Below are 21,403 nucleotides of genomic sequence, written 5' to 3'. Positions count from 1 at the left end.
CCGCCGGTCCCACCGCGCTGACCGGTCCCGTGGGCCCCACGGGACCGCTGCGTGGGGTCACCGCGCGTCAGCCCCGAGCGCCCACCAGGCGACGACGCCCAGCGCGACCGCGGTCAGCACGGTCGAGGGCCCACCGATGTCCGCGTACCCGAAGTCGACCAACTGCCAGACCAGCAGCCCGCAGGCGAGCAACCCACAGTCCGCGACCCGCCCCCGGCGCCGCGCGGCGAGCAACCGCCGCACCGTGAGCACCAGCAGCGCCGCCCAGCCGCCGACCAGGGCGAGCAGCCCCAGCAGCCCCTGTTCGCTGAGGACGAGCAGGTACATGTTGTGCGGGGACAGCAGCGGTTGACGCAGGTACGCGGAGCCCGCGCCGGCCGTGTCGCTGCCGGAGGACAGCGCGAGCGAGGCGTGGCTGTCGCGGTGCGCGGGGAAGTTCTTCAGCCCGACCCCGGTCACCGGCCGTTCGCGCCACATGCCGACCGCCGCCGCCCACATCGTGTACCGGTCGGTCACCGACTGGTCGGGGGCGTCCGCGACCCGGGTGATGCTGCCGACCCGCTCCTGGAGCATCGCGGTGCCGAGCCCCGCCCCGCCGACCAGCACGATCGCGGTGGCGGTCACCACGGCGAACACCGCCAGGGCCCGCCGCACCCCGGCGAACAGCAACTGTGCGGTGACCGCGGCGGCGGTGGCGATCCACGCGCCCCGGCTGAACGACAGCGCCAGCGGCACCAGCAGCAGCACCGCGCACAGCAGCGCGACCCCCCGCCGGACCGTCGCGCCCCGTGGGTCCCGGCCCGCGTCGAGCGCCAGCCCCACCGCGCAGAGCACCCCGTAGGAGACCACGGTCGCCATGCCCATCACGTCGGTCGGGCCGAAGGTGCCGACCGCCCGGACGTCCGCGCCCATGTACGAGGCGCCCGTCCCGGTGGCGTACTGGTGGACCCCGATGCCGCCCTGGAACAGCGCGAGTCCGATGAACGCCCAGGCGACCACCCGCAGGTCGGCCCGGTCCCGGACCAGCAGCAGCACCGCCAGCGGGACCAGGACGAACACCTGGAGGTAGCGCCCGAGTCCGGTGACGCCCGCCGTGACGTCGGCCGCCCCGGTCGCGGCGACCGCGATCGCGACGACCGGCAGCCCGAGGACGAGGGCGGCGGTCCGGCTCAAGGGGCGCCGGGCCCGTCGGACGGCGCCGAGGACGGCGATCAGCACCAGCACCCCGGACATCGCGTCGGCGGGGGTCCACCCGTCGCCGCCCCGCCCGGTGGTGGCGGCCCCCGCACCGGACACCGGCAGGGTGAGCAGCGCCATGAGGGCGAGCACCGGCAGCACGGGCGCGTACCGGCCGAGCAGGGCGAGGAACGCGGCGGCGGGGGAGGGCCCGGTCACGGCGGGGGCGGGGCCCCGGGTGGTGGCGAGGGCGGTGGTCTCGGTCACGGGTCAGCTCCCCGTCGGTCGGACGAGGACGGCCGCCGTGCGCAGCAGGATGCAGATGTCCTGCCAGAGCGACCAGGTGTCGATGTAGGCGTTGTCGAAGCGGGCCCGGTCCTCGATGGAGGTGTCCCCGCGCAGTCCCTCCACCTGGGCGAGGCCGGTGATCCCGGTCGGCATCCGGTGCCGTTCCGTGTAACCCTCGTACGTACGGGAGAACTGCCGTACGAAGTAGGGGCGTTCGGGGCGCGGGCCGACGAGGCTCATGTCCCCGCGGAACACGTTCCACAGTTGGGGGAGTTCGTCCAGCGAGGTGCGGCGCAGGAACCGGCCCAGGGCGCCGACCCGGCTGTCGTCCGCGACGCTCCACCGGGTCGCCGCCTCGCGGGCGTCGGCGGGGCGCAGGGTGCGGAACTTCAGCAGGGTGAACGGTCGTCCGCCGCGGCCGATCCGCTCCTGTCGGAACAGCACGCCGGGGCCGTCGGTGATCCGGATGAGGGCCGCGCACACTGCCAGGACCGGTGAGCCGGCCAGCAGCAGTGCACCGGCCACCGTCATGTCGAGGGCGCGTTTGCGGACGGGTACGCGCCGGGCGCCGCCCGGCGGGAGCGGGGCGCAGACGAAACCGGCGAGCCGGGGGCCGGTGCGCCCGGGGGCGTCCGCGTCGGGGGCGACGCACCAGAGCCGGTGGCCGAGTCCGGCGAGCGTCCGCAGCAGCGGGGCGTGCGTGCGGTGCGCCTCGGGCCCGGCGATCAGTACGTGGCGCACCCCGTTCTGGACGAGGGCCCGGCGCACCTCCTCGGTGGTGGTCAGGACCGGGGGCCCCGTCGCCGCCTCCGCCTCCGGCTCCTCCGACGCGGGTACGGGTCCGGCGGCGACGATCCCGACCGGGCGCACCCCGCAGCCCGGTTGCCGGATCAGGGCCGAGGTCACCCTGCGCACGGTGTGGCCGTCCCCGATGACGAGGGCGGCGTGCGGCTGGCGCACGAGCTGTGCACGACGGCGCGCGTACACGGCGGCGCGCCCCGCGCAGGAGACCAGCGCCTGCCCGGTGCACCCGAGGGTGAGGGCGCCGAGCGTCAGTGCGTGTCCGGGGGAGAGGGCGGCCAGGAACGCCCCGAGGAGCGCCCAGCCGACGAGGGTCCGCCCGGCCAGCGACGGCGCCTCCTCCAGGGCGGCGGGTACGGTCACCGCGCGCCGGCGCAGTGCGGCGCGCGCGTGCCAGCCGCCGATCCCGAGGGCGAGCCCCGCCACCAGCAGGGGGTGGCGCTGCGGTGCGGTGAGCGCGAACGAGGCCAGCAGGCCCGCCGCCGCGTCGAGCGCGAGCAGGGGAACGTCCAGGCGGGGGCGTGCGCGGCGGGTTCCGGCCCCCGTCCTGCTGCCGACCCCGCCGCCGCCGGGCTGCCGCGGGGCGAGCACCGAGACGGACGCCGTGGACCGGACGGATGTCGTGGATCGGACGGACGTGGTGGAGCGGGTGGATGCCGTGGGGCGGGTGGGTGCCGTGGGTTGGGTCGGGGCCGTCGGTCGGAACGGGGCGGGCGGCGGTGGGGAGGTGACGCCGCGTCCCGCCCGTGGCTGTCCCACGGGCGGAGGAACGATGCTGTCCGCGGTCACGAGTTGATGGACTCCCTGCACTGGGTGCGCTCCACGCCGAGCAGTTCGCGGTACACGGCCGCGACGGCGTCGGCGGACTGCCGCACATCGTGGGTGGTGAGGACGTGCCGGCGACCCTCCTGGCCGAGCACCGTGCGCCGCGGCGCGTCGAGCAGCAGCCGGGCCGTCGCGCGCGCCAGCGCGCCGGGGTCCCCGGGAGGCACGAGACAGTACGGCGCATGACCGGGCGGCAGGCTTTCGCGCGCGCCGTCCACATCGGTCAGGAGCACCGGGCGCCCACAGGCCATCGCCTCCAGCGGGGCGAGGGCCATGCCCTCCCACCGGGAGGGCAGGACGACCAGGTCGGCGGCCCGGTACCAGGGGCGCGGGTCGTCGACGGCGCCCGCGAAGATCACCCCTTCGGGTGAGGAGGCGCGAAGCGCGGCACTGTCCGGGCCGTCCCCCACAAGAAGGAGTCGGGCCTCGGGGACGACCCGTGCCACCTCCCGCCACGCCCGGAGCAGGACGTCCTGCCCCTTCTGCCGGCACAGCCGCGCCACGCACACCACGAGGGGTGCGTCGGGAGCCGTGTCCGCCAGCGCGGGGAGCGCGCGACGCAGGTCGCGCGTGCCCCGGGGCGCGGGCAACGCACCCGCTGACGCCGTCGGCTCCGCTGCCGCGGGCGGCTCCGCCGGAGCGGATGCGGATACGGATGCGGACACAGATACGGGATCGGCGGCCGGCCCGGGTCGGAAACGGCCGGTGTCCACCCCGTTGGGGATCACCGTCCACCGCCCCCGCACCCCGGCCGCCGCGCCCGTGACCCGCTCCGCCTCGCTGACGCACACGATCCGGTGGGCCCACCGCGCCCCGTACCGCTCCCAGCACCGGCCGAGCAGGGCGAGCGGGCCGCCGACCGCCTCGAAGGACCAGGCGTGCGGCTGGAACACGGTGGGCACCCGACCGCGCACCGCGAGCCGTGCGGCGAGTCCGGCCTTGGCGCTGTGCGCATGCACCAGGTCGGGCCGGACCGCGTCCAACAGCCGTGCCAACGCACGCACTTCGCCGACCAGTGCCGGACCCGGGGAGCGGGTCGCCGGCCAACTGAGCCAGCAGGCCCCGGCCCGGGTCACCGCTTCGGCCAGCGGACCGTCCGGCGGGCAGGCGACCACCACCCGGACGGCGTCCGGCCCGGCGCACTGGGCGCGCACCAGGTCGATGACCACCCGGGCCGCCCCGCCGTCGACCGGCTGGACCACGTGCAGCACGAGCGGCGGGCCCGTGGACCGCGACCCGGCCGGTGCGGGCGCCGCCGTTTCGGAGGCCACCGCTTCGGACGTCAGCGCGGGGGCCGGTTCAGCGGGCATCGGCGTCGGTGTCGACCGCGGCGAACAGGACCCCGGCCCAGGCGACGTCCTTCTCGGAGGTCAGCCGGACGTCGAGGCGGCCACCGCCCGCGGCCACGGCGTCGCCGAGGTCGAAGACGTCGGAGTCGTACCCGAGGGTCCCGATGTACGAGGGGTTGCGACTCCCTTGCGTGCCGGGCTCGTTGACGGTGGAGTTGAGGAGGTCGCCGGCCGGGTTGCGGGCGTCCTTGAGGGTGCTCCCCTCGCGCCGGCCGACCGACACGGTCAGCGCGTCCCCGGTGGTCCCGGCATCGCCGTTGTACGCGACGAACCCGGCGGTGCCCCCGCCGCCGGCCGGTACGGTCACCCCGTCCAGCCGCACCGCGGCCTCGTGGTGCCCCTCGCCGAGGTACGCGAAGCCGTCCCACAGGGCGAGTTGCCGCAGCGGTTCGCTCTGCTTCTCGTACGCGACGACCAGCGTCCAGCCGCCCCAGGCCCCGGCGCCGGAGGTCCCCATGGCCACATTGAGCTGGCCGACCGTCCACTGCCCCGAGCCGCCCGCGCGGACCTGCGCGGTCACGTCGGCCGACGCCTGGAACGCGTCGGCGCCGCCCGCGGTCCGGTGCCCGACGACGCTGTCGGCGAGCACCTCCTTGTACTGGCCCTCCGGTTCGGCGACGAGCACCCGGTCGTTGTCGACGGCCGGCTTCTGCTCGCCCGCCCGCAGGTTGCCGCCCCAGTACAGCCGGGCGTACGAGACCTTGGAGCCGCTGGGGACGCGCAGTTCGGCGCGGCTGGAGTTGTAGGTGTTCGCGTCGGAGTCCACGTCCGTGTAGAACATGTCGAACTCGTCGTTGGTGGCGGCGGCCTTCCCGGCGCGGGCGTCCGCGCAGGACACCGCCTCGCCGCCGTCGGTCGGGGTGCTCGTGGACTCGGCGCCCCGGCAGGTGATCGACACGTTGGCGGCGCGGACGATACCGCCGTGCTGCACGGCGTGGAACCGCTGGGTGAACGGCACCTCCTCGGCCTCCTCCGCGTGCTCGCTCCGGGTGGGCGAGGCGGGCAGGGCGGTGGGTACGGAAGCGGGCAGCGCGGGGGTCTCGACCCCCGCGCCGTGGTCGGACGGCGGCGCGCCGTGCACGTGCGGGGCGGCGGCGATGCCCCCCGCCGTCGTCACGGCACAGAGGGAAAGGACGCACACCGACGTGCGGGGCGGTACGAGCCGCCGGAGAACGGAACCGAGGGAATTGCGCATGACCGGTATTGCCCTTTCGGGAGATAAGCCTACTGAACCCGTCGAAAGGCAGTATGACCATCGCACTTCGATACCGTGTGACGCTCGCGGGTGATTCGGCCGAGCTGGCGAGGAAGGCCACTCTAACCGCCGAGCTTATTTGCTGCTGATACCGCGGAAGTCAGTGTGTCGGACTAATGCGTATCCGCGATTCCGTTCGGCACTCCTCCGGGTGTTGCCGAGCCGACGCGGCGAGAGATCACCCTTTCGGGCGCGGAACCCGCGGCGTTGTCGGGCGTTGGTCCTTGGGCCGGGCATCCCCGCCCGGTGCGTCACCCAACGACCTAGGAAGTACTTCTCATGTCGCGTACCGCGAAGGCTCTTGTCCTGTCCACCGTTGCCGCCGCGGCCGTCGCCGGCACCTCGGGGATCGCCGCTGCCGACGCCGGTGCCCATGGTGCCGCCGTGGGGTCCCCCGGTGTGCTCTCGGGCAACGTCATCCAGGTCCCGGTCCACATCCCGGTGAACGTCTGCGGCAACACCATCGACGTGGTCGGCATCCTGAACCCGGCCTTCGGCAACACCTGCGTCAACGACTGACGTTCCACCGCCGCGCGAGCCGCCCTGCCCCGCCCGGGGTACGGGCGGCTCGTCCGTGGGGCGGGGCGGCCCGGTGCGGTGACCCGAACGGGCGCCGGGTCACCCGGACCGCGAACCGCCGCGCCGAACAGCGGGAACGCGTCGTGACCCGCCGCGGACCGGGTGCGCCCGTGCACCGAGCGGTTGCGGCGGGGTGCCGGGGATTCGACGGTGGGGGAGTTCCATCCCCCACCGAAAGGGACATCCTCATGCGCGCTCTTCTGGCGCGACGCCTCGGGACCACCGCGCTGTGCGCCGCTCTCCTCGCCGGCGCCGCCGCTCCTGCGTACGCCTCCGACGCCGCCCCGTCCGCCCCGGACCGGTCGGCCCGCGGGGCACCCGTACCCGACCACGACAAGGACGCCACGGAGGAGGTCACGCCCGAGGCGGTCCAGAGCACCCTGGAGGCCCTGGTCGCAGCTGCCGTGGCCGGTGACTCGGACGCGTTCGCCGCGCAGACCTCCGTACTGGTGGAGCAGGCCACCGCGCACGCCGCCTCCCTCGGGCTCGACGGCGCCGCACAGCCGCCGGCCGCGCCCGACCCGGCGACCGAGCTGACGCCGCTCGCCTCCCTGGAGTCGCTGTTCAACCAGGGCGGGGCCCCCTCGACGCTGCCGTTCCCGCTGGTTCCGGCGCCACAGGGCTGACACGCCCGCGAAGGCCCGTCGGGGCCGGCCCACCTCGGGCTGGCCCCGACGGGTTTTTCGGTCCCGGACGCGGGAATTCCCACCGGACGGAATAGGTGATCCCCAGTCCGGGAATTATTCATACAAGATGATTGCCAAGGTTTTTCTGATCCTCCCGGGAAACGGTGCCGGAACTCCTTCGGGTGGGGGTTGTGTGGAATTCACGTACCGGGGGTTTCCGGTGCGGGCGGAGGTCGTTAGCCAACGCGGTAGTACGCCTTCCCACAGGCGGTCGCCGGAGGCCGCCGAAGAAAGGAACACGATGAAGCCCCTCAAGGCTGCCGCAGTCGTCGCCGGGTCCTTCGCCCTGGTCGGTGCCGCCGCACCGGCGTTCGCCACCACCCCGACGCCCACCAGCCTGAACGGCGCTCTGGAGACGCTCACCACCCAGTCCACGCTCGACGCGCAGCCCCTGCACAGCAATGCGCTCGACACGGAGAAGGAGGGCACCCTCCTGAACAGCGTGCAGACCACCGCCGACCAGATGAACGCCGGTGGAGCCAAGGCCGCCCCGCTGCTCGGCGGACTCCCGGTCGGCAAGTAGGCCGCCCGGCGGTCCGTGCGACGGTGCGTCCCGCCCACCGGCGCGCGGACCGGCCCCGCGCCCTCCCCGCGCCGCGTGCGCGGCCCCCATCGTGTGATCCGGGAGCACGGGTCGCCCGGACGAGTGACACGGGCATCCGGGTGCTCCCCGTATGTCGCTACGGTGCCGTGGTGACCTCAACCCCCACCGACAAGCGTCCCTTCCACCCGGCCGAACTGGGCACCCTCGCCGTCATGGCCTGGAGCGGTGAACACCCCGACGAACGGGGCGACCTGGCCTTCCTGCTCGCCTACGCGCTCGGTGACGGGCCCGGCGGTGCCGAGGGCACGTCGGCCGCCGTGCGGACCCTGCTGGAGAACACCAGGCTGCCCGTCGGCGGACCCGTCGTCGACGCCACGACGCGCCCCAGCTTCCCCGTCTCGCTCCTCGTCGAAGCCGGGCAGGCCGTCGTCAACATGCCCCATCTGAACGCCCAGTGCCTCGTACCGCCGGAGTGGCTCGCCGCGGTCCGGGAGCGCGGTCACGCGTACTTCATCTTCGCCACCCGGCCCTGGCCCGAGGGTTCGCCCGGCGTGGAGATGACCCAGGCGACGCTGTCCGCGTTCGCCGGGGACGAGGAGATGCTGGCGGGGGCCGCGCACTGTCTGCTGCCCGCGCGCAGCCTGCGCACCTGAGGGCCGCCCGTCGGGGACGGGGCTCCCTCCGCCGGTCCGACAACCCGCCGATTGCCCCCTGCGGGGGAACTGCGCGGCGGTCGCCCGGACTCCCTCGTTAACCGGATGTCCAGACCTGCCGACCCCGAAGGGGACCGTTGACATGAAGTCACCGACGCGTGGAAGCCTCGCCGCGCTCCTGGCCTGTGCGGCCGTCGCCGCGGGAGCCGGGTCCGCCGTGGCGGGGGAGCGGGTGCCCGTCTCCGTGCCCATGGAGGGCGTGGAGCACTCGCTCGGGATCTCGGCGCCCAGGGTCGGGGCGCAGCTGCCGGTTCCGGTGCCCGGGGCGGTGGACGGGCCCCGGTACGTGGAGGGGCGGTTGCTGCCGGCCGGGCTGGTTCCGGTCGTGCCGTTCAGCGTGCCGTTGCCCGGGGTCGCGGCTCAGTCGCTGGTGCCCCATGTGGTGGGGGGCGGGGCCGATCGGGCGTCTGCGGTGGTCGGGGGGCCCGATGCGGTCGTCGGTACGCCCGGGGTGTCGTTCGACGCGCCGGTCAGTGGGCCCCGGCCCGATTCGTTCGGGCTGCCGCGCGCCGCGCTGCCCGTCGCCGGGCTGCGTACGGCTCCCCTCCAGACCGCCCCCGCCGCCTGGCTCCACCTCACCTGACGGTCCCCTCCCGCGGTACGTCCACCTGCACGCGCGCTGTCCCGCGGGGTGCGTCCCGGTTTCGCGCAGTTCCCCGCGCCCCTGATCGGTGCGTCCACCCGCGGGGTGCGTCCCGGTGTTGCGCAGTTCCCCGCGCCCCTCAACAGGTGCGTCCTGCTGGGCCTGCGCTGTCCTGCGGGGTGCGTCCCGCTTTCGCGCAGTTCCCCGCGCCCCCTATCGGTGCGTCCACCTGTGGGTGCGCTGTCCTGCGGGGTGCGTCCCGGTTTCGCGCAGTTCCCCGCGCCCCCTATCGGGGCACTCCGATGCCGGTCCGCCCCCGCCGGACAACGCACATCCAGCCGGACGAACCCCAGGGGCGCGGGGAACTGCGCAACGCCCGTGCGTACGGCACCAACACAGCGCACCCGCAGGTGGACGTACCGAAAGGGGCGCGGGGAACTGCGCAACCCCCGTGCGTACGGCACCAGTACAGCGCACCCGCAGGTGGACGTACCGAAAGGGGCGCGGGGAACTGCGCGAGCAACCACGGCGCACCCGCACGGGACATCGCACCCCGAGGACAACCGGAACGCCCCCGCCAAAGGGACGCGTGCCCTCACGCCCCCTCACGCGTTGGGCACGACAACGCGCAGACCGACCCGGGAGGCCCCCCTTGCGAGCGACCCGCCGCGCCCTGCTGAGGGCCTTGTTCCTCACCGCCCTGGCGGGAGGAACAGCCGCCGCCCTCACTCCCGTCCTCACCGCGGACCGCAACGCCCGCCGCCCCCGCGCGCCCCGCGCCCCCGGCGCCCCCGGCGCCCTCCGCGGCGAGGTCCTGTTCGACGAGACCTACCGCGGACGGCGCCTACGGGGCAGCCGCACGGGCTCCCCGGCCGCGCACGGCACCGGCACCCGCACCGGGCCGGACACCGTGCGCGTCACCGTGGACGGACGCCCGCTGCACCTGATGCGCCGCGCGGACGGCGGCTACCTCACCGTGGTCGACCACTACGTCTCGTACCCGACTCCGCTGGCGGCGGCCCGGGCCGCGGTGGACGAACTGGGTGCCGCCCACCTCTCCGCCTCCCCGACGCACCGCGCCTGAACGCACCGGCACCGGCCTTCGGAGAGGGAACGCACGTGGTGTACACCCGCAAGAACGTGACCAAGTTGAGCAGCGCGGAGCGCAAACGGTTCGTGAACGCGGTCCTCGCGCTCAAACGCAAGGGCCGCTACGACGAGTTCGTCCGCGTCCACATCGACTACTACGTCGCCGACGGGGACACCAACCGCCGGGTCGCCCACATGGCGCCGTCCTTCCTGCCGTGGCACCGCAGGTTCCTGCTGGAGTTCGAACGCGCACTCCAGCGGGAGGCCCCCGGGGTCACCGTCCCGTACTGGGACTGGACGGCGGCGCGCTCCCCGGTGGGGTCCCCGTGGACGGACGACCTCCTCGGCGGCACCGGGCGGGGCACCGAACGCCAGGTGGCGACCGGTCCGTTCGCGCGGGCCAACGGTTGGATCGTCCGCGAGAACATCACGGACGACGACTTCCTGGTCCGGGACCTGGGGCGTCCGTCCAACCCGTTCCCCCTGCCCTCGCAGGACGAACTCGCCCTGGCGATGCGGGAGTCGGTGTACGACGTGGAGCCCTGGAACTCCACCGTGTCGTCCGGTTTCCGCAACGGCCTGGAGGGCTGGACGGGCGCCCGGACGGGGGACGGCCGGTGGCGCAACCACAACCGGGTGCACCGCTGGGTCGGCGGGACCATGCTCGGTGGTGCGTCCGTCAACGATCCGGTGTTCTGGCTGCACCACTCGTTCGTCGACCTGCTGTGGTCGCGTTGGCGCAAGGCGCATCCGGACGGTGCGTACGAGCCGGCCGAGCCGCCCGGGTTCGGTTCGCTGGAGCGCGGTCGGATCGTCGCCCGCAACGAGCGGATGCCGCCCTGGGACGTCACCCCGGCCTCGTTGGAGGAGCACGGCGGGATCTACCGCTACGCGTGACGGGCCGCGGGAACGGCGGAGCCCCCGTCGGCCGGCCTGCTGACGGGGGCGGGTGCGTTACGGGGACGGAGGTCTCCGTACGCGGTGCTCAGTATCCGTAGCCGGCGGGGCCGCTGCCGTTGACACAGGTGTTGCCGAACGCCGGGTTCAGGATGCCGATCACGTCGATGGTGTTGCCGCAGACGTTGACGGGGACGTGCAGGGGGATCTGCACGATGTTGCCGGACAGGACACCCGGCGAGCCGATGGCCTCGGCGGCGGCACCCGCGTCGGCGGTGGCCATGCCCGCGCCACCGAGCATCACGGCGCCCGAGCTGACGGCCAGGACGGCCGCCTTCGCGATGCGAGACATCACGTACTCCTTCAGTTGGGTTGTGCGGTGGTCCGTGCGGGGTGTCGGGGGGAATGACGTCCGCACGCCCCCTTCAACGTCAGGAGGCGGCCGGGGTCACGGTTTGTCATCCCTCGCCCCGGGGAAAGGCGCCGTGCCCCGCCGGTCGGGTGCTTCAGCGGGCGACGAGGGTGATCTCGGTGGCCTTGACGCTGGTGAACACGGCGCTGCCGTCGTGCAGCCCGAGGTCGGCGGCGGCGCCCGGGGTGACCTCCGCGACCAGGTCGGGGGCCCCGTCGGAGGTGACCAGGACCCGGAGCCGGCTGCCGACGGCGGTCAGTTCCCGCACGGTGCCGGGCCAGACGTTGCGGGGGCTGCCCGAGGGGTGCTCGCGGTGCAGGGCCACGGCCTCCGGGGCGAAGACGGCGAGCGCGTCCGCGGCGGGGGCGAGGGGTTCGGCGGCGATCACCCGGGTCCCTGCGGCGGTGACCAGTCCGTCGGCGGTGGCGGTGCCCGGCCAGGCGTTGGCGCCGAGCATCCGGGCCACCCAGGCGGAGCGGGGGTGTCGGGCCACCTCGGCGGGCGGGGCGTCCTGCACGGTGCGGCCGTCCTCCAGGACGAGCACCCGGTCGGCGAGGGACACCGCCTCCACCGGGTCGTGGGTGACGATCAGACAGACCCCGTCGAACGCGTCCAGATGGCGGCGCAGGGTGTGGCGGACCCGGCCGCGGGTGGTCTGGTCGAGGGCGGCCAGCGGTTCGTCCAGGAGGAGCAGCCGGGGGCGCGAGGCGAGCGCGCGGGCCAGGGCGACCCGGCCGGCCTGTCCGCCCGAGAGTTCGCCGGGCCTGCGGTGGGCGAGGTGGCCGACCTCCAGCCGGTCGAGCCACTCCCGCGCGGTGCGCAGCGCCTCGGCGCGCGGCACCCCGTGGGCGCGGGGGCCGTAGGCGGTGTTGGCGAGGGCGGTGAGGTGCGGGAAGAGGGCCGGGTCCTGTGGCACCCAGGCGGTGTCGCGGCGGTGCGGGGGCGCGGCGGAGAGGTCGGTGCCGCCGAGGGCGAGCCGGGCGGCGGACTGGGTGGGCAGGCCCAGCAGGGCGCGCAGCAGGGTGGTCTTCCCGGCGCCGTTGGGGCCCACCACGGCGAGGGTGGTGCCGCCGGGCGCGGTGAGCGCGAGGTCGGTGTAGCCGGTGAGGCGGGCGTCGAGGCGCGCGGCCGAGGGGGCGCGGCGCGGCGGGTCGTCCGCCGTCTTCCGGGGAGCGGGGGGCTGCGGGGCGGGGGCCTCGGCGGGGGCGGCCCCGGCCGGTGCGGTCTTGGTGGGGGCGGTGGTCCAGCGTCCGCGCAGGGCGATCAGGACGGCCATGGCGACGGCGAGCAGCAGCAGGGACACCGAGGTCGCCGCCTCGGGGTCGTCCTGGAGCAGCAGGTACACCTGGAGCGGGAGGGTCTGGGTGGTGCCCGGGAGGTTGCCCGCGAAGGTGATCGTGGCGCCGAACTCGCCCAGCGCCCGGGCCCAGGTGAGCGCCGCCCCGGCGGCCAGGCCGGGGGCGACCATCGGCAGGGTGACCGTGCGGAACACCCGCAGCGGGCTCGCGCCGAGCGAGGCGGCGGTCTCCTCGTAGCGGGTGTGGAGCGCGGCGAGCGTGCCCTCCAGGCTGATGACCAGGAACGGCATCGAGACGAACGTGGCGGCGACCACCGCGCCCGCCGTGTGGAAGGGCAGGGTGACGCCGAACCAGTCCTCCAGCCAGGGCCCGAGCAGCCCGCGCCGGCCGAAGCCGAGCAGCAGGGCGACCCCGCCGACGGTGGGCGGCAGCACCATCGGCAGCAGCACCAGCGAGCGGACGAGCGCCTTGCCGCGGAACGGGACCCGGGCGAGCAGCCAGGCGAGCGGCACGCCGAGCACCAGCGAGACGCCGAGCGCGCTCAGCGACACGACGAGGGACAGCTTGAGCGCGGTGACGGACTCCGGTGCGGTCAGGTGGGTGCCCAGGTCGTCCCACGGGGTGCGCACCAGCACGCCCAGCAGGGGGACGAGCAGGAACGCGACCGCGAGCAGGGCGAGGAGGGCCAGGGCCAGTGGCGGACGGGCGGGCCGGGTGGCGGCCCCGGTCACGGCTTCTGGAAGCCCGCGTCCCGCAGGATCTTCTGCGCGGGCGGCGAGGACAGCCACTCCACGAACGCCTGGGCGGAGGGGCTGTCGCCGGACTCCTTGAGGACGGCGGCCGGGTACTGGGCGACGGCGTTCTGTCCGTCCGGGATGGCGATCGCGTCGACCTTGTCGGGCTTGGTGTCGGCGTCGGTCTTGTAGACGATGCCCGCATCGGCCTCGCCGAGTTCGACCTTGCTGAGCACGGCCCGGACGTTCGGCTCCTCGGAGACCGGCTTGACGTCGACCTGCTGCGCGTCGAGCACCTGGCGGCTGTAGCGGCCGACGGGGACCTCTTCGGCGGCGAGGACGACCTTCAGCTTCGGGTCGGCGAGGTCCTTGAGGGTCTTGACGTCGTCGGGGTTGCCCTCGCGGGTGGCGATGACCAGGCGGTTCTTCGCGATGACGGAGGGGGTGCCGGTTTCGGCGCGCAGTCCGTCCATGGTCTTGGTGTCGGCGGTGACGATCGCGTCGGCGGGTGCGCCCTGCCGCACCTGGGCGGCGAGTTCCTGGGAGCCCGCGAAGGAGAAGGTGAGCTTCACCCCGGGGTGGGTGTCCTCGTACGCGGTCTTCACCGTCTTGAACACGTCGGTGAGGGAGGCGGCGGCGAGGACGGTCAGCTTGCTGGAGGAGGCCGGGCCCGCGCTGCCGCCGCCCTGTCCGTCCTTCTTGTCGCCGGCGCCGTCGTTCTTGTCGTCGCTTCCGCAGGCCGCGAGGAGCGGGACGAGCAGGGCGGCGGTCGCGGTGAGTCCGGCGATCCGGGCGCGGGTGCGCAGCGGCCGGGGGTGCGGGGCGCGGGCGGCGCGGGACATGGGGCTCCTTGGACGAGGGTGGGGTGCGGTGGGCGAGGGGCGGCGCAGGGGGCGTCAGGTGCGGTCGATGTGGACGTTGGTGGACTTGACCCGGGCGGTGGCCTGCGCGCCGACCTCCAGGGCCAGTTCCTCGACGGCTTCGCGGGTGAGGAGGGAGACCAGCCGGTGCGGCCCCGCCTGGATCTCCACCTGTGCGGCGACGTCCCCGAGCTTCACGGCCGTGACGATCCCGGGGAACGCATTGCGGACGGAGGTGTACGGGACCTCCTCGTCGGTGCCGGTGCCCTGGGCCAGCTCGACGGAGAAGGCGGCCAGGTCCACGCCGTCGACGAGGCGGCGCCCGCTCTCGTCGCGGTGGGTGGCGACGCGCCCGGCGTCGGCCCAGCGGCGGGCGGTGTCGGGGCTGACGCCCAGGAGACGGGCGGCCTGCCCGATGGTGTACGACGGCATGTGCGCCACGTTATGGAGAATCACGCCGCAGATGCAACCCTTATGGGTGATTGTTCCTGGTGGTTGCGGAGCCGTACCTCGTTCTGGACCGGGGCTTGACCTCAACCAAACCTGAGGGAGCAGGCTGATGCCCATGACCACGGAAACCGAAGACATCAAGGCCATCGAGCAGGTCGTCGCCACCGTCGAGCGCACCCAGCGCGCCCGGGACGTCGAGGGCTTCCTCGCGCTCTTCCACCCCGACGCCCTGTGGACCACCGGACACGGCAAGGTCCTGATCGGGTTCGACACGATCGCCGAGTTCACCCGTTCCGTGCTGCCCGGCGCGCCCCAGGACGGCGAGGTCACCTACGAGGTGGTGCACCTCCAGTTCCTGCGGCCCGACGTGGCGGCCGTCAAGGTCAAGCAGGTCTACCACCACGCGGAGGGCCCGCAGGAGGGCAGCCCGCTCTACGTGATGACCAAGCAGGAGGACGGGAGGTGGCTGCTGACGGCCAATCAGAACACTTCGGTGTACGCGGAGTAGGGAGTAGGGAGTAGGGCGCGGCGTGGCGCACCCGCGCGTCCCGGGCTCCACCGCGCCGGGGGCTTTCCCGTCGCACGCTCCGCCGCACGGGTGAACGCGGAGCGCTGCGCGCGGTTCCGCCTGATGGGATCGGAGCTCCGGTGCCCGGTGCCCGGGCCCGGTGCCCCCCTCAGGAAGGTCGTAGATGTCCCAGGGTCAGCCCGAGCACCTCCGCGTCATCTGTCCGCCGGCCGTCGCGACCCTCGGCACCGACGATCACCGTTCCGGCAGCGAGTGGCTGTCCTCGCGCCGGCCGGGACAGGTGTTCATGATGGGAGACAACCCCGCCCTCCCCGTGATGCCCGAACGGCCGACGCTCGCCGACTTCTTCCGGCTGCGGTTCGCGCTCGACCCGTTCGCCGTGCGGCACATGCTGCACAGTGCGCGCCGGGCCCGGGAGCAGGGCATGGGCGACAAGGTGGTGCTGGCCTGCCTCCTGCACGACATCGCGCTCGCCGGTCTGCTGCGCAGCCAGCACGGTCACTGGGGGGCCCAACTGGTGGGGCCGTACGTCGACGAGGAAGTGGCCTGGGCCATCCGTCAGCACGAGGTCCTGCGCTACTTCCCCGACGAGAGCGTGGGATACGGCTACCCGGAGGCGTACCGGGACTTCTTCGGGGCCGATTATCAGCCGCCGGCCCACACCCGGGCCGCCTACGCGAAGGCCCGCCGCCACCGCTGGTACATGTCGGCCCGCATGGTCACCATCAACGACGTGTACACCTTCGACTCCGAGGTCGACATCGAGTTCGAAGAGTTCGAGGACGTGGTGGGCCGCCACTTCGCCCAGCCCGCGCAGGGATTGGGCTTCGACGACTCCCCGGTGGCCCACATGTGGCGCACCATGATCTGGCCGAACAACTTCATCTGAGCGGGCGGCCGGAGGTTCGGCGCCGCGGGTCCGAAGGGATGGCTAACGGCGGGACGTCGGGTCGATGACCTCGGACGGGTTCGGGGGCCGTACGTCCAACGGCTCGTCGAAGTCGCTGAACGTGGTGGTGCTGCGGTAGTCGTCGCCCTCGTACGCCACCTTGAGCAGGTACGGCTTGCCCTCCGTGGCGACGTGGAAGGTGTAGGCCCCGCCCTTGTCGGCCTTGTCGGTGACCACCAGGGTGATCGTCGGGACCCCGTTCACCTCGCCGGGCTCGCCCTTCTTCGCCTTTCCGAAGAAGGCGAACTCCCGGGTGCAGGTGATGCCCCCCGTGCCGTCGGCCGCGGCCTTGACCCAGGGCTTCTTCCCCGCGACGTCGGCCATGCCCCGCTCCTCGGCCCATTCCCTGAGGTACGCGCGGTTCGGCCGGAAGTAGCCGGTGTTGTCGATCCGGATCTCTTCGAGGTGCTTGCCCGCTCCGAAGTCGGTCCCGCCCGTGCACCGCCGCTTGAGGTCGGTCGTGACATGACCGGTGACGCTTATGCCGCTCGTCATCGAGGTGTCCATGGTGACGGTCACCGAGTCCAGCGCGGTCATCGTCTCGTTCGCCTCGTCCAGCAGCTGCCGCGCCGAGCGCTCCTTCTCCATCTTCTCCGGCACGGTGTCGGTGCAGCCGGCCAGGGCGGTGCCCAGCAGCAGACAGCTCAGCGTGGTCAAAACGGTGCGTCGCATACGGACGGCCCCCTCGGTTCGGAACGCTTCCAGGGCGGCCGAGCGCGTGGGGGCGGTCACTGACCTGGGCGGATCAGACTAACGGGCGTCGAAGTCGACCCGTGCGGCGGGCAGCACCCGGCTGCGGCGGCCCGGGTAGTGGAGGTTCCGGAAGATCTCGTTGTGGTGCGCGATCGACGGGTCCGGCGCGGCGTAGGGGCCGGTGTCCGGTCGGACGGAGGTGGTGTGCCCGTCCTCGACCAACAACAGGTCGTAGCCGAGTCCGAGGGCCGCGCGGGCGGTCGTGTCCACGCAGATCTCGGTGGCGAACCCGGTGACGACGACCTCGGTGACGTCCAGCTGCCGCAGCGTCCGGTCGAGTTCCGTACCGAGGAAGCTGTCCGGGGTGGACTTGGGGACGACCACCTCGTCGTCCCCGGGCGTCAGCTCCGGTGCGATCCGCCAGCCGTCCGTGCCCGGCACCAGCTCGCCGTCCTGGTGCTGCACGGTCACGATCGGCACGCCCGCCGCCCTGGCCCGCGCACGGAGCCCCGCGATGGCGGTCACCGTCTCCACGGGGCGGTGCGCGATGCCCACCAGGGTGTTCTGCATGTCGATGACGAGCAGCGCGGGGCGCGCGGGGCGTGCCTGCGGGCGGGATGCGGGAGTCATGCGGGGCACGGTAGTGGGGGGTGCGGTGCGCGGTCGCCCCGTTTGTTCGTTTCGTCGTCGGGGGCGGAGCGGTTGACCCTCACGTGACGTCATGCCGCATCGTCGGTGCCATGCGAGGGCGAGGGCACCTGACCGTGGGACGCGTGGCCGAGCTGGCCGGGGTGAGCGTCCGCACGCTGCACCACTACGACCAGATCGGCCTCGTACGGCCGTCCGCGCGGACCGCGGCCGGGTACCGGGCCTACGCGGCGGGCGACGTGGAGCGGCTGCGGGAGGTGCTCGCGTACCGGCGGCTGGGCTTCGGCCTGCGCGAGATCGCGGACCTGGTGGACGACCCGACCACCGACGCGGTCGCCCACCTGCACCGGCTCCGCGGCCTGCTGCTGGACCAGCGCGACCGGGCCGCCGCCATGGTGACCGCTCTGGATCGAGAACTGGAGGCACGGGCCATGGGGATCAACACCACACCGGAGGACCAACTGAAGCCGTTCGGGGCGCAGTTGTACGAGGCCATCGGGTCCGACTACCCGGCGACGCGGCGCACCGAGCCGCGGATCGCCGCGCAGGTCTGGGCAGCGCTCGGGGACGCCCGCACGGTGCTGAACGTCGGGGCCGGTACCGGTTCCTACGAGCCCGCCGACCGGGAGGTGACGGCGGTGGAACCGTCGGCGGTGATGCGGGCGCAACGCCCCGCGGACGCGGCGCCGTGCGTGGCCGCGCGTGCGGAACGGCTTCCGTTCGCCGACCGGACCTTCGACGCCGCGATGGCCTTCAGCACCGTCCACCACTGGCAGGATCCGATCGCCGGGCTGCGCGAGATGCGGCGGGTGGCCCGCCGGGTGGTGGTGTTCACGCACGACGCGAGTGACACCGGGTGGCGCCACCGGTTCTGGCTCACCCGCGACTACCTGCCCGAGATCGCCGGCCTGGTCGCCGGCCGGCCCCCGATGGACGAGTTGGCCGGCGCGATCGGGGCCCGCCTGGAGCCGGTGCTCGTCCCGTGGGACTGCGCCGACGGTTTCCTGGAGGCCTACTGGCGCCGACCCGAGGCGTATCTGGAGGAACACGTGCGCCGTGCGGTGTCGGCGTGGACCAGGGTCGGGCCGCAGGCCGAGCACCGGGCGGTGGGCCGGCTCCGCGACGACCTCGCCTCGGGCCGGTGGGCCGAACGCAATCGCGAGCTCGTCGGCCTCGACGCGGCGGAGCTGGGCCTGCGCCTCCTCGTGGCCTGACCGTTGCGCTAGACGGTCCGTACGGGTGCGCTCCGGAGTACGGTTTCGCGTTAACTTGCCGAACCAGGTATCTTGCATCGCATGGAACCAGGTGAGTCGACCAAGCAGGCCCGGGCAGCCGCCCAGCTGCGCAAGGGGGTCCTGGAGTACTGCGTACTCGCCCTGATGCGGGACCGCCCCCGCTACGGCGTGGAACTCCTCCAGGCGTTGGAGGAGTCCGGCGCCCTCGCCACCAGTCAGGGCACGGTCTACCCGCTGCTCTCCCGGCTGCGCCGCGACGACCTGGTCACCACCACTTGGCAGGAGTCCCTCTCCGGTCCGCCCCGTCGCTACTACGCGCTCACGGACAGCGGTCGGGCCGCACTCGACGAGTTCACCCGCGTCTGGCCCGGCTTCCGCAACGCCGTCGACGCCTTCCTGACCGCCCCGGCCTCCCCGGCCGCCCCGCACCCTGCCACCGGAGACCTCGCATGAAGACCACCGCCGACCCCGTCCGTGACTACCTGTCCGTCGTCGAACGCGAGGCTTCCGCCCTCTCCGCCGACCGCCGCCAGGAACTCCTCGCCGACCTCATCGAACACGTGGAGGTGACGCTCGCGGAACGCCCCGACGCGTCGATCAGCGAGATCCTGACGGAACTGGGGGACCCCCGCACGATCGCCGCGACGGCGCTGGCGGAGGCGGGGCACGGGTCCGCCGGGACCCCGGCCGCACCGGGCGTGCCGGGCACCGGCGACGCACCCGCCCGGCGCGGCAAGGTGCACCCCCTGGTCCCGCTGCTGATGCTCACCCTGTCGCTGCCCTTCATCCTGGTCTTCCCCGACCAGCCCGGGCCGGTGCTCGGCGTCCTGTTCCGCATCACCGGCGCGGTGCTGCTCTGCACCTCGGTGCACTGGAACGCCGTCCAGAAGACCACCGGCGTGCTGCTCGTCGCCGTCCTGCCGAGCGTGGTCTTCGGCGCGGCGAACCTCTCCGGCGGCGGCCCGGAGGTCGGCACTCCGGCGCTCCTCGCCAACCTGGGCATGTTCGCCCTGATGGCCGGCGCGGCAGCCTGGCTCTGGCGGGCCCGCCGCGCCTGAGCGGGAGCACCGGTCACCGGGTCGGGCAGGGGAGTTCGGGGCCGGCCCGGTTCGGGGAGCACGTCACCAATGCGACCGAGTGGAACACCGTGCCCTTGAGGTAGTGCCCCAGGGACACGTCGTCGCCGCACATGACGCGCTCGGCGGCTGCCTTCACCAGGAGGGTCAGCCGGGCTTCCTCCCGCTCGGCCTCGGACGCGAAGCGGGGAGCGAACTCCGCCAACTGTCGTCCGAGCCACTCGGCGGCTTCCTTGGGCTCCTGCCAGGTTCCCCGCACCATCGACGGGGGTTTCGTCAGCCAGTGGGCGGTCTGGATCGGCGGAACGTCGGTCGTGGGGAACTCGACCGCTGCCCGGCGGTGCCGCTCCAGCAGGTCTTGGGGGCTGGTCGGCGAGGGCGGTTCGCCCGGCGGCCGTCGCAGGCTCTCCCTGTCGAACACGGCCTTCTCTCCGAGCCACGCGTAGCCGTGGACGTGCACGGGCGCTCCCTTCCGGGGAAGTGGTCGCCCCGCCCGGACGCAGCAGGACGGCGCTGCATCGGGGCGGGGCGATCGGGGAACCGCTCAGGCGGACAGGCCGAACCTGGCCGGGTCGATGCCGGCCGCGTCCAGTTCCGCCGTCGTGAAGCGGAGCGGCTGCGCGTCCGGCCGCTTGCTGTCGCCCACGGCCCAGGCGTCCGTGCCGATGCGGGCGAGCGTCACGCAAGACTCGCCGTCCGGATGCGTGTTGCCGCCGCACGCCGCAGTGAACTCGGCTCCCTCGATGGAGAGTTCGTACAAGTCGTCGGATGTCGTCGTGCCGGTCTGCACCATGTCGCAACCTCCATGTCGCTCGGTGTGCCGATGACGCTACGGAGGGGGTTCGCGGGTGCTCCACCGTGTTGCACGGAGTTGCAGACATTCACCCGAGCGCGGCGATCGCCTCTCGGATCAGGTCGCGCGCCGAGGAGCCGTGCACGGCGATCCGCGACAGTTCGGTGAAGGCCCGTAGGTACGTGTGGATCTCGCCGGGAGCGGTCAGGTTGATCTCCGCGGTGAGCGTTTCGACGGCCACGCGTTGGTCATCGAACGCGTAGAACGCTTCGAGTGGCCACACTGTCCTGGGGGACCGCTTCGGAATGACGCCCAGCGAGACGTTCGGCCGCCTCATGACGGTCAGCAGATGGTCGAGCTGCTCCGCCATGTCCTCATCCGGGCAGACCGGGTAGTAGAGCACGGCCTCCTCGATGAGGAGCGCGAAGCGGTGATCGCCATTCCTGATGACGCGGGACCTGTCCAATCTCGCTCGGACCGCATCGGACACGTCGTCCGGAGTCCCTTGGAAGTCGGTGATGGACCGGAGCAGTCCGGTGGCGTATCCGGCGGTCTGGATCATGCCGGGCATCACGTTCGATGCGTAGACACGGAAGGTGCGCGTTCGCTGGTAGAGGGGAACGGTCCTCTCGTGTACACGCCGCATGCCGTCCCGGTGGATCTGCTTCCACTCGACGTACATGGAGTCGGCATGACGCGAGGCCGCGATGATGTCGGATGCTTGGTCATCGGCCCCACAGGCCGCACACCAGGCACGGATGTCAGCGTCCGAGGGTGGTGTGACGCCTCGTGCGATGCGCGACGACTTGGACCGGTGCCAGCCGCACCGACCAGCCAGCTCGTGCCCGGAAAGTCCGGCGTCCTGCATCAGCTCGTGCAGACGCACCGCGACTGCTTGCCTCGCAGCCCGGGCGCTTGAAAGTGGTGAGGAGGACATGAGC

The 21,403-nt window shown here is 73.4% G+C and carries 25 protein-coding genes; 12 read left to right on the top strand and 13 right to left on the bottom strand.

Annotated features, from left to right (window positions below):
* Positions 1–57 precede the first annotated feature (57 nt).
* The 4 genes from ACFV88_RS01165 to ACFV88_RS01150 form a co-directional block, all read right to left on the bottom strand.
* Positions 58–1,443, bottom strand: a complete 1,386-nt coding sequence (locus tag ACFV88_RS01165) for an O-antigen ligase family protein (RefSeq protein ID WP_385484603.1) — start codon at positions 1,441–1,443, stop codon at positions 58–60.
* A 3-nt stretch (positions 1,444–1,446) separates the two neighbouring features.
* Entirely contained in the window at positions 1,447–2,856 is a 1,410-nt protein-coding gene (locus ACFV88_RS01160; protein ID WP_385484602.1) for a sugar transferase, read from the bottom strand.
* A 194-nt stretch (positions 2,857–3,050) separates the two neighbouring features.
* Positions 3,051–4,400: a glycosyltransferase gene (locus ACFV88_RS01155; RefSeq protein WP_385484599.1), complete on the bottom strand. Its 1,350-nt coding sequence runs from the start codon at positions 4,398–4,400 to the stop codon at positions 3,051–3,053.
* On the bottom strand, positions 4,390–5,634 hold the full coding sequence (locus tag ACFV88_RS01150) for a DUF3344 domain-containing protein (protein WP_385484596.1): 1,245 nt from the start codon (positions 5,632–5,634) through the stop codon (positions 4,390–4,392). Before ACFV88_RS01150 ends, ACFV88_RS01155 begins: the two co-directional genes overlap by 11 nt.
* Positions 5,635–5,973: 339 nt before the next feature.
* On the opposite strand from ACFV88_RS01150, the gene ACFV88_RS01145 reads away from it, so the two are divergent.
* From ACFV88_RS01145 to ACFV88_RS01115, 7 genes are all read left to right on the top strand, one after another.
* Positions 5,974–6,213, top strand: a complete 240-nt coding sequence (locus ACFV88_RS01145) for a chaplin (protein WP_385484593.1) — start codon at positions 5,974–5,976, stop codon at positions 6,211–6,213.
* Between the two features lie 248 nt (positions 6,214–6,461).
* The gene (locus ACFV88_RS01140) at positions 6,462–6,899 is read left to right on the top strand and encodes a hypothetical protein (protein ID WP_385484590.1); all 438 of its coding nucleotides are present in this window, start codon (positions 6,462–6,464) and stop codon (positions 6,897–6,899) included.
* Between the two features lie 301 nt (positions 6,900–7,200).
* On the top strand, positions 7,201–7,482 hold the full coding sequence (locus ACFV88_RS01135; RefSeq protein WP_385484587.1) for a hypothetical protein: 282 nt from the start codon (positions 7,201–7,203) through the stop codon (positions 7,480–7,482).
* Between the two features lie 170 nt (positions 7,483–7,652).
* Positions 7,653–8,156: a DUF5949 family protein gene (locus tag ACFV88_RS01130; RefSeq protein ID WP_385484584.1), complete on the top strand. Its 504-nt coding sequence runs from the start codon at positions 7,653–7,655 to the stop codon at positions 8,154–8,156.
* A gap of 142 nt (positions 8,157–8,298) precedes the next feature.
* Complete coding sequence (locus ACFV88_RS01125; RefSeq protein ID WP_385484581.1) at positions 8,299–8,799, top strand: hypothetical protein; 501 nt, start codon at positions 8,299–8,301, stop codon at positions 8,797–8,799.
* A 652-nt stretch (positions 8,800–9,451) separates the two neighbouring features.
* A complete protein-coding gene (locus tag ACFV88_RS01120) occupies positions 9,452–9,883 on the top strand; it encodes a tyrosinase family oxidase copper chaperone (protein WP_385484578.1) in 432 nt (143 codons plus the stop codon).
* A 35-nt stretch (positions 9,884–9,918) separates the two neighbouring features.
* Complete coding sequence (locus tag ACFV88_RS01115) at positions 9,919–10,785, top strand: tyrosinase family protein (RefSeq protein WP_385484575.1); 867 nt, start codon at positions 9,919–9,921, stop codon at positions 10,783–10,785.
* 88 nt (positions 10,786–10,873) lie between these two features.
* Here the strand turns inward: ACFV88_RS01115 and ACFV88_RS01110 are convergent, their stop codons facing one another.
* The 4 genes from ACFV88_RS01110 to ACFV88_RS01095 all read right to left on the bottom strand — a co-directional run bounded on the left by ACFV88_RS01110 (position 10,874) and on the right by ACFV88_RS01095 (position 14,521).
* Positions 10,874–11,137 carry a chaplin gene (locus ACFV88_RS01110; RefSeq protein ID WP_385484572.1) on the bottom strand — a complete coding sequence of 88 codons (264 nt, stop codon included), beginning with the start codon at positions 11,135–11,137 and terminating at the stop codon, positions 10,874–10,876.
* Between the two features lie 154 nt (positions 11,138–11,291).
* Positions 11,292–13,226 (bottom strand): ABC transporter permease, encoded by a 1,935-nt coding sequence (locus ACFV88_RS01105; protein WP_385484569.1) that lies wholly within the window; start codon positions 13,224–13,226, stop codon positions 11,292–11,294.
* Positions 13,223–14,071 (bottom strand): molybdate ABC transporter substrate-binding protein, encoded by an 849-nt coding sequence (gene modA, locus ACFV88_RS01100; RefSeq protein WP_385484566.1) that lies wholly within the window; start codon positions 14,069–14,071, stop codon positions 13,223–13,225. The genes ACFV88_RS01105 and modA overlap by 4 nt, the downstream gene beginning before the upstream one ends.
* Before the next feature lie 54 nt (positions 14,072–14,125).
* Positions 14,126–14,521 carry a molybdopterin-binding protein gene (locus ACFV88_RS01095; protein ID WP_385484563.1) on the bottom strand — a complete coding sequence of 132 codons (396 nt, stop codon included), beginning with the start codon at positions 14,519–14,521 and terminating at the stop codon, positions 14,126–14,128.
* A gap of 133 nt (positions 14,522–14,654) precedes the next feature.
* Here ACFV88_RS01095 and ACFV88_RS01090 point away from each other — a divergent pair, with 133 nt between their 5' ends.
* Complete coding sequence (locus ACFV88_RS01090; protein WP_385484560.1) at positions 14,655–15,047, top strand: SgcJ/EcaC family oxidoreductase; 393 nt, start codon at positions 14,655–14,657, stop codon at positions 15,045–15,047.
* Between the two features lie 184 nt (positions 15,048–15,231).
* Positions 15,232–15,957, top strand: coding sequence for a hypothetical protein (locus ACFV88_RS01085; protein WP_385484557.1), 726 nt, complete (start codon positions 15,232–15,234; stop codon positions 15,955–15,957).
* Between the two features lie 42 nt (positions 15,958–15,999).
* On the opposite strand, the gene ACFV88_RS01080 is transcribed toward ACFV88_RS01085, so the two are convergent.
* Together ACFV88_RS01080 and ACFV88_RS01075 are read right to left on the bottom strand one after the other, a co-directional pair.
* A complete protein-coding gene (locus ACFV88_RS01080) occupies positions 16,000–16,689 on the bottom strand; it encodes a hypothetical protein (protein ID WP_385484554.1) in 690 nt (229 codons plus the stop codon).
* Between the two features lie 78 nt (positions 16,690–16,767).
* On the bottom strand, positions 16,768–17,340 hold the full coding sequence (locus ACFV88_RS01075; RefSeq protein ID WP_385484552.1) for an isochorismatase family protein: 573 nt from the start codon (positions 17,338–17,340) through the stop codon (positions 16,768–16,770).
* Positions 17,341–17,450: 110 nt separating this feature from the next.
* On the opposite strand from ACFV88_RS01075, the gene ACFV88_RS01070 reads away from it, so the two are divergent.
* From ACFV88_RS01070 to ACFV88_RS01060, 3 genes are all read left to right on the top strand, one after another.
* Complete coding sequence (locus ACFV88_RS01070) at positions 17,451–18,572, top strand: MerR family DNA-binding transcriptional regulator (RefSeq protein WP_385484549.1); 1,122 nt, start codon at positions 17,451–17,453, stop codon at positions 18,570–18,572.
* An 81-nt stretch (positions 18,573–18,653) separates the two neighbouring features.
* Entirely contained in the window at positions 18,654–19,046 is a 393-nt protein-coding gene (locus ACFV88_RS01065; protein WP_385484547.1) for a PadR family transcriptional regulator, read from the top strand.
* The gene (locus tag ACFV88_RS01060) at positions 19,043–19,651 is read left to right on the top strand and encodes an HAAS signaling domain-containing protein (RefSeq protein WP_385484544.1); all 609 of its coding nucleotides are present in this window, start codon (positions 19,043–19,045) and stop codon (positions 19,649–19,651) included. The genes ACFV88_RS01065 and ACFV88_RS01060 overlap by 4 nt, the downstream gene beginning before the upstream one ends.
* Before the next feature lie 13 nt (positions 19,652–19,664).
* Here ACFV88_RS01060 and ACFV88_RS01055 read toward each other — a convergent pair whose 3' ends face one another.
* The 3 genes from ACFV88_RS01055 to ACFV88_RS01045 all read right to left on the bottom strand — a co-directional run bounded on the left by ACFV88_RS01055 (position 19,665) and on the right by ACFV88_RS01045 (position 21,399).
* The gene (locus ACFV88_RS01055; RefSeq protein WP_385484541.1) at positions 19,665–20,129 is read right to left on the bottom strand and encodes a hypothetical protein; all 465 of its coding nucleotides are present in this window, start codon (positions 20,127–20,129) and stop codon (positions 19,665–19,667) included.
* Between the two features lie 84 nt (positions 20,130–20,213).
* Positions 20,214–20,462, bottom strand: coding sequence for a DUF397 domain-containing protein (locus tag ACFV88_RS01050; protein ID WP_385484538.1), 249 nt, complete (start codon positions 20,460–20,462; stop codon positions 20,214–20,216).
* An 88-nt stretch (positions 20,463–20,550) separates the two neighbouring features.
* Positions 20,551–21,399, bottom strand: a complete 849-nt coding sequence (locus ACFV88_RS01045; RefSeq protein WP_385484535.1) for a helix-turn-helix domain-containing protein — start codon at positions 21,397–21,399, stop codon at positions 20,551–20,553.
* Positions 21,400–21,403 lie beyond the last annotated feature (4 nt).

This window comes from Streptomyces sp. NPDC059816, assembly GCF_042732055.1.
In the GTDB taxonomy this organism is placed as follows: Bacteria; Actinomycetota; Actinomycetes; order Streptomycetales; family Streptomycetaceae; genus Streptomyces.
The sequence above is the reverse complement of the archived record's forward strand: the minus strand, read 5'-3'. Positions and strand labels throughout refer to the sequence as shown.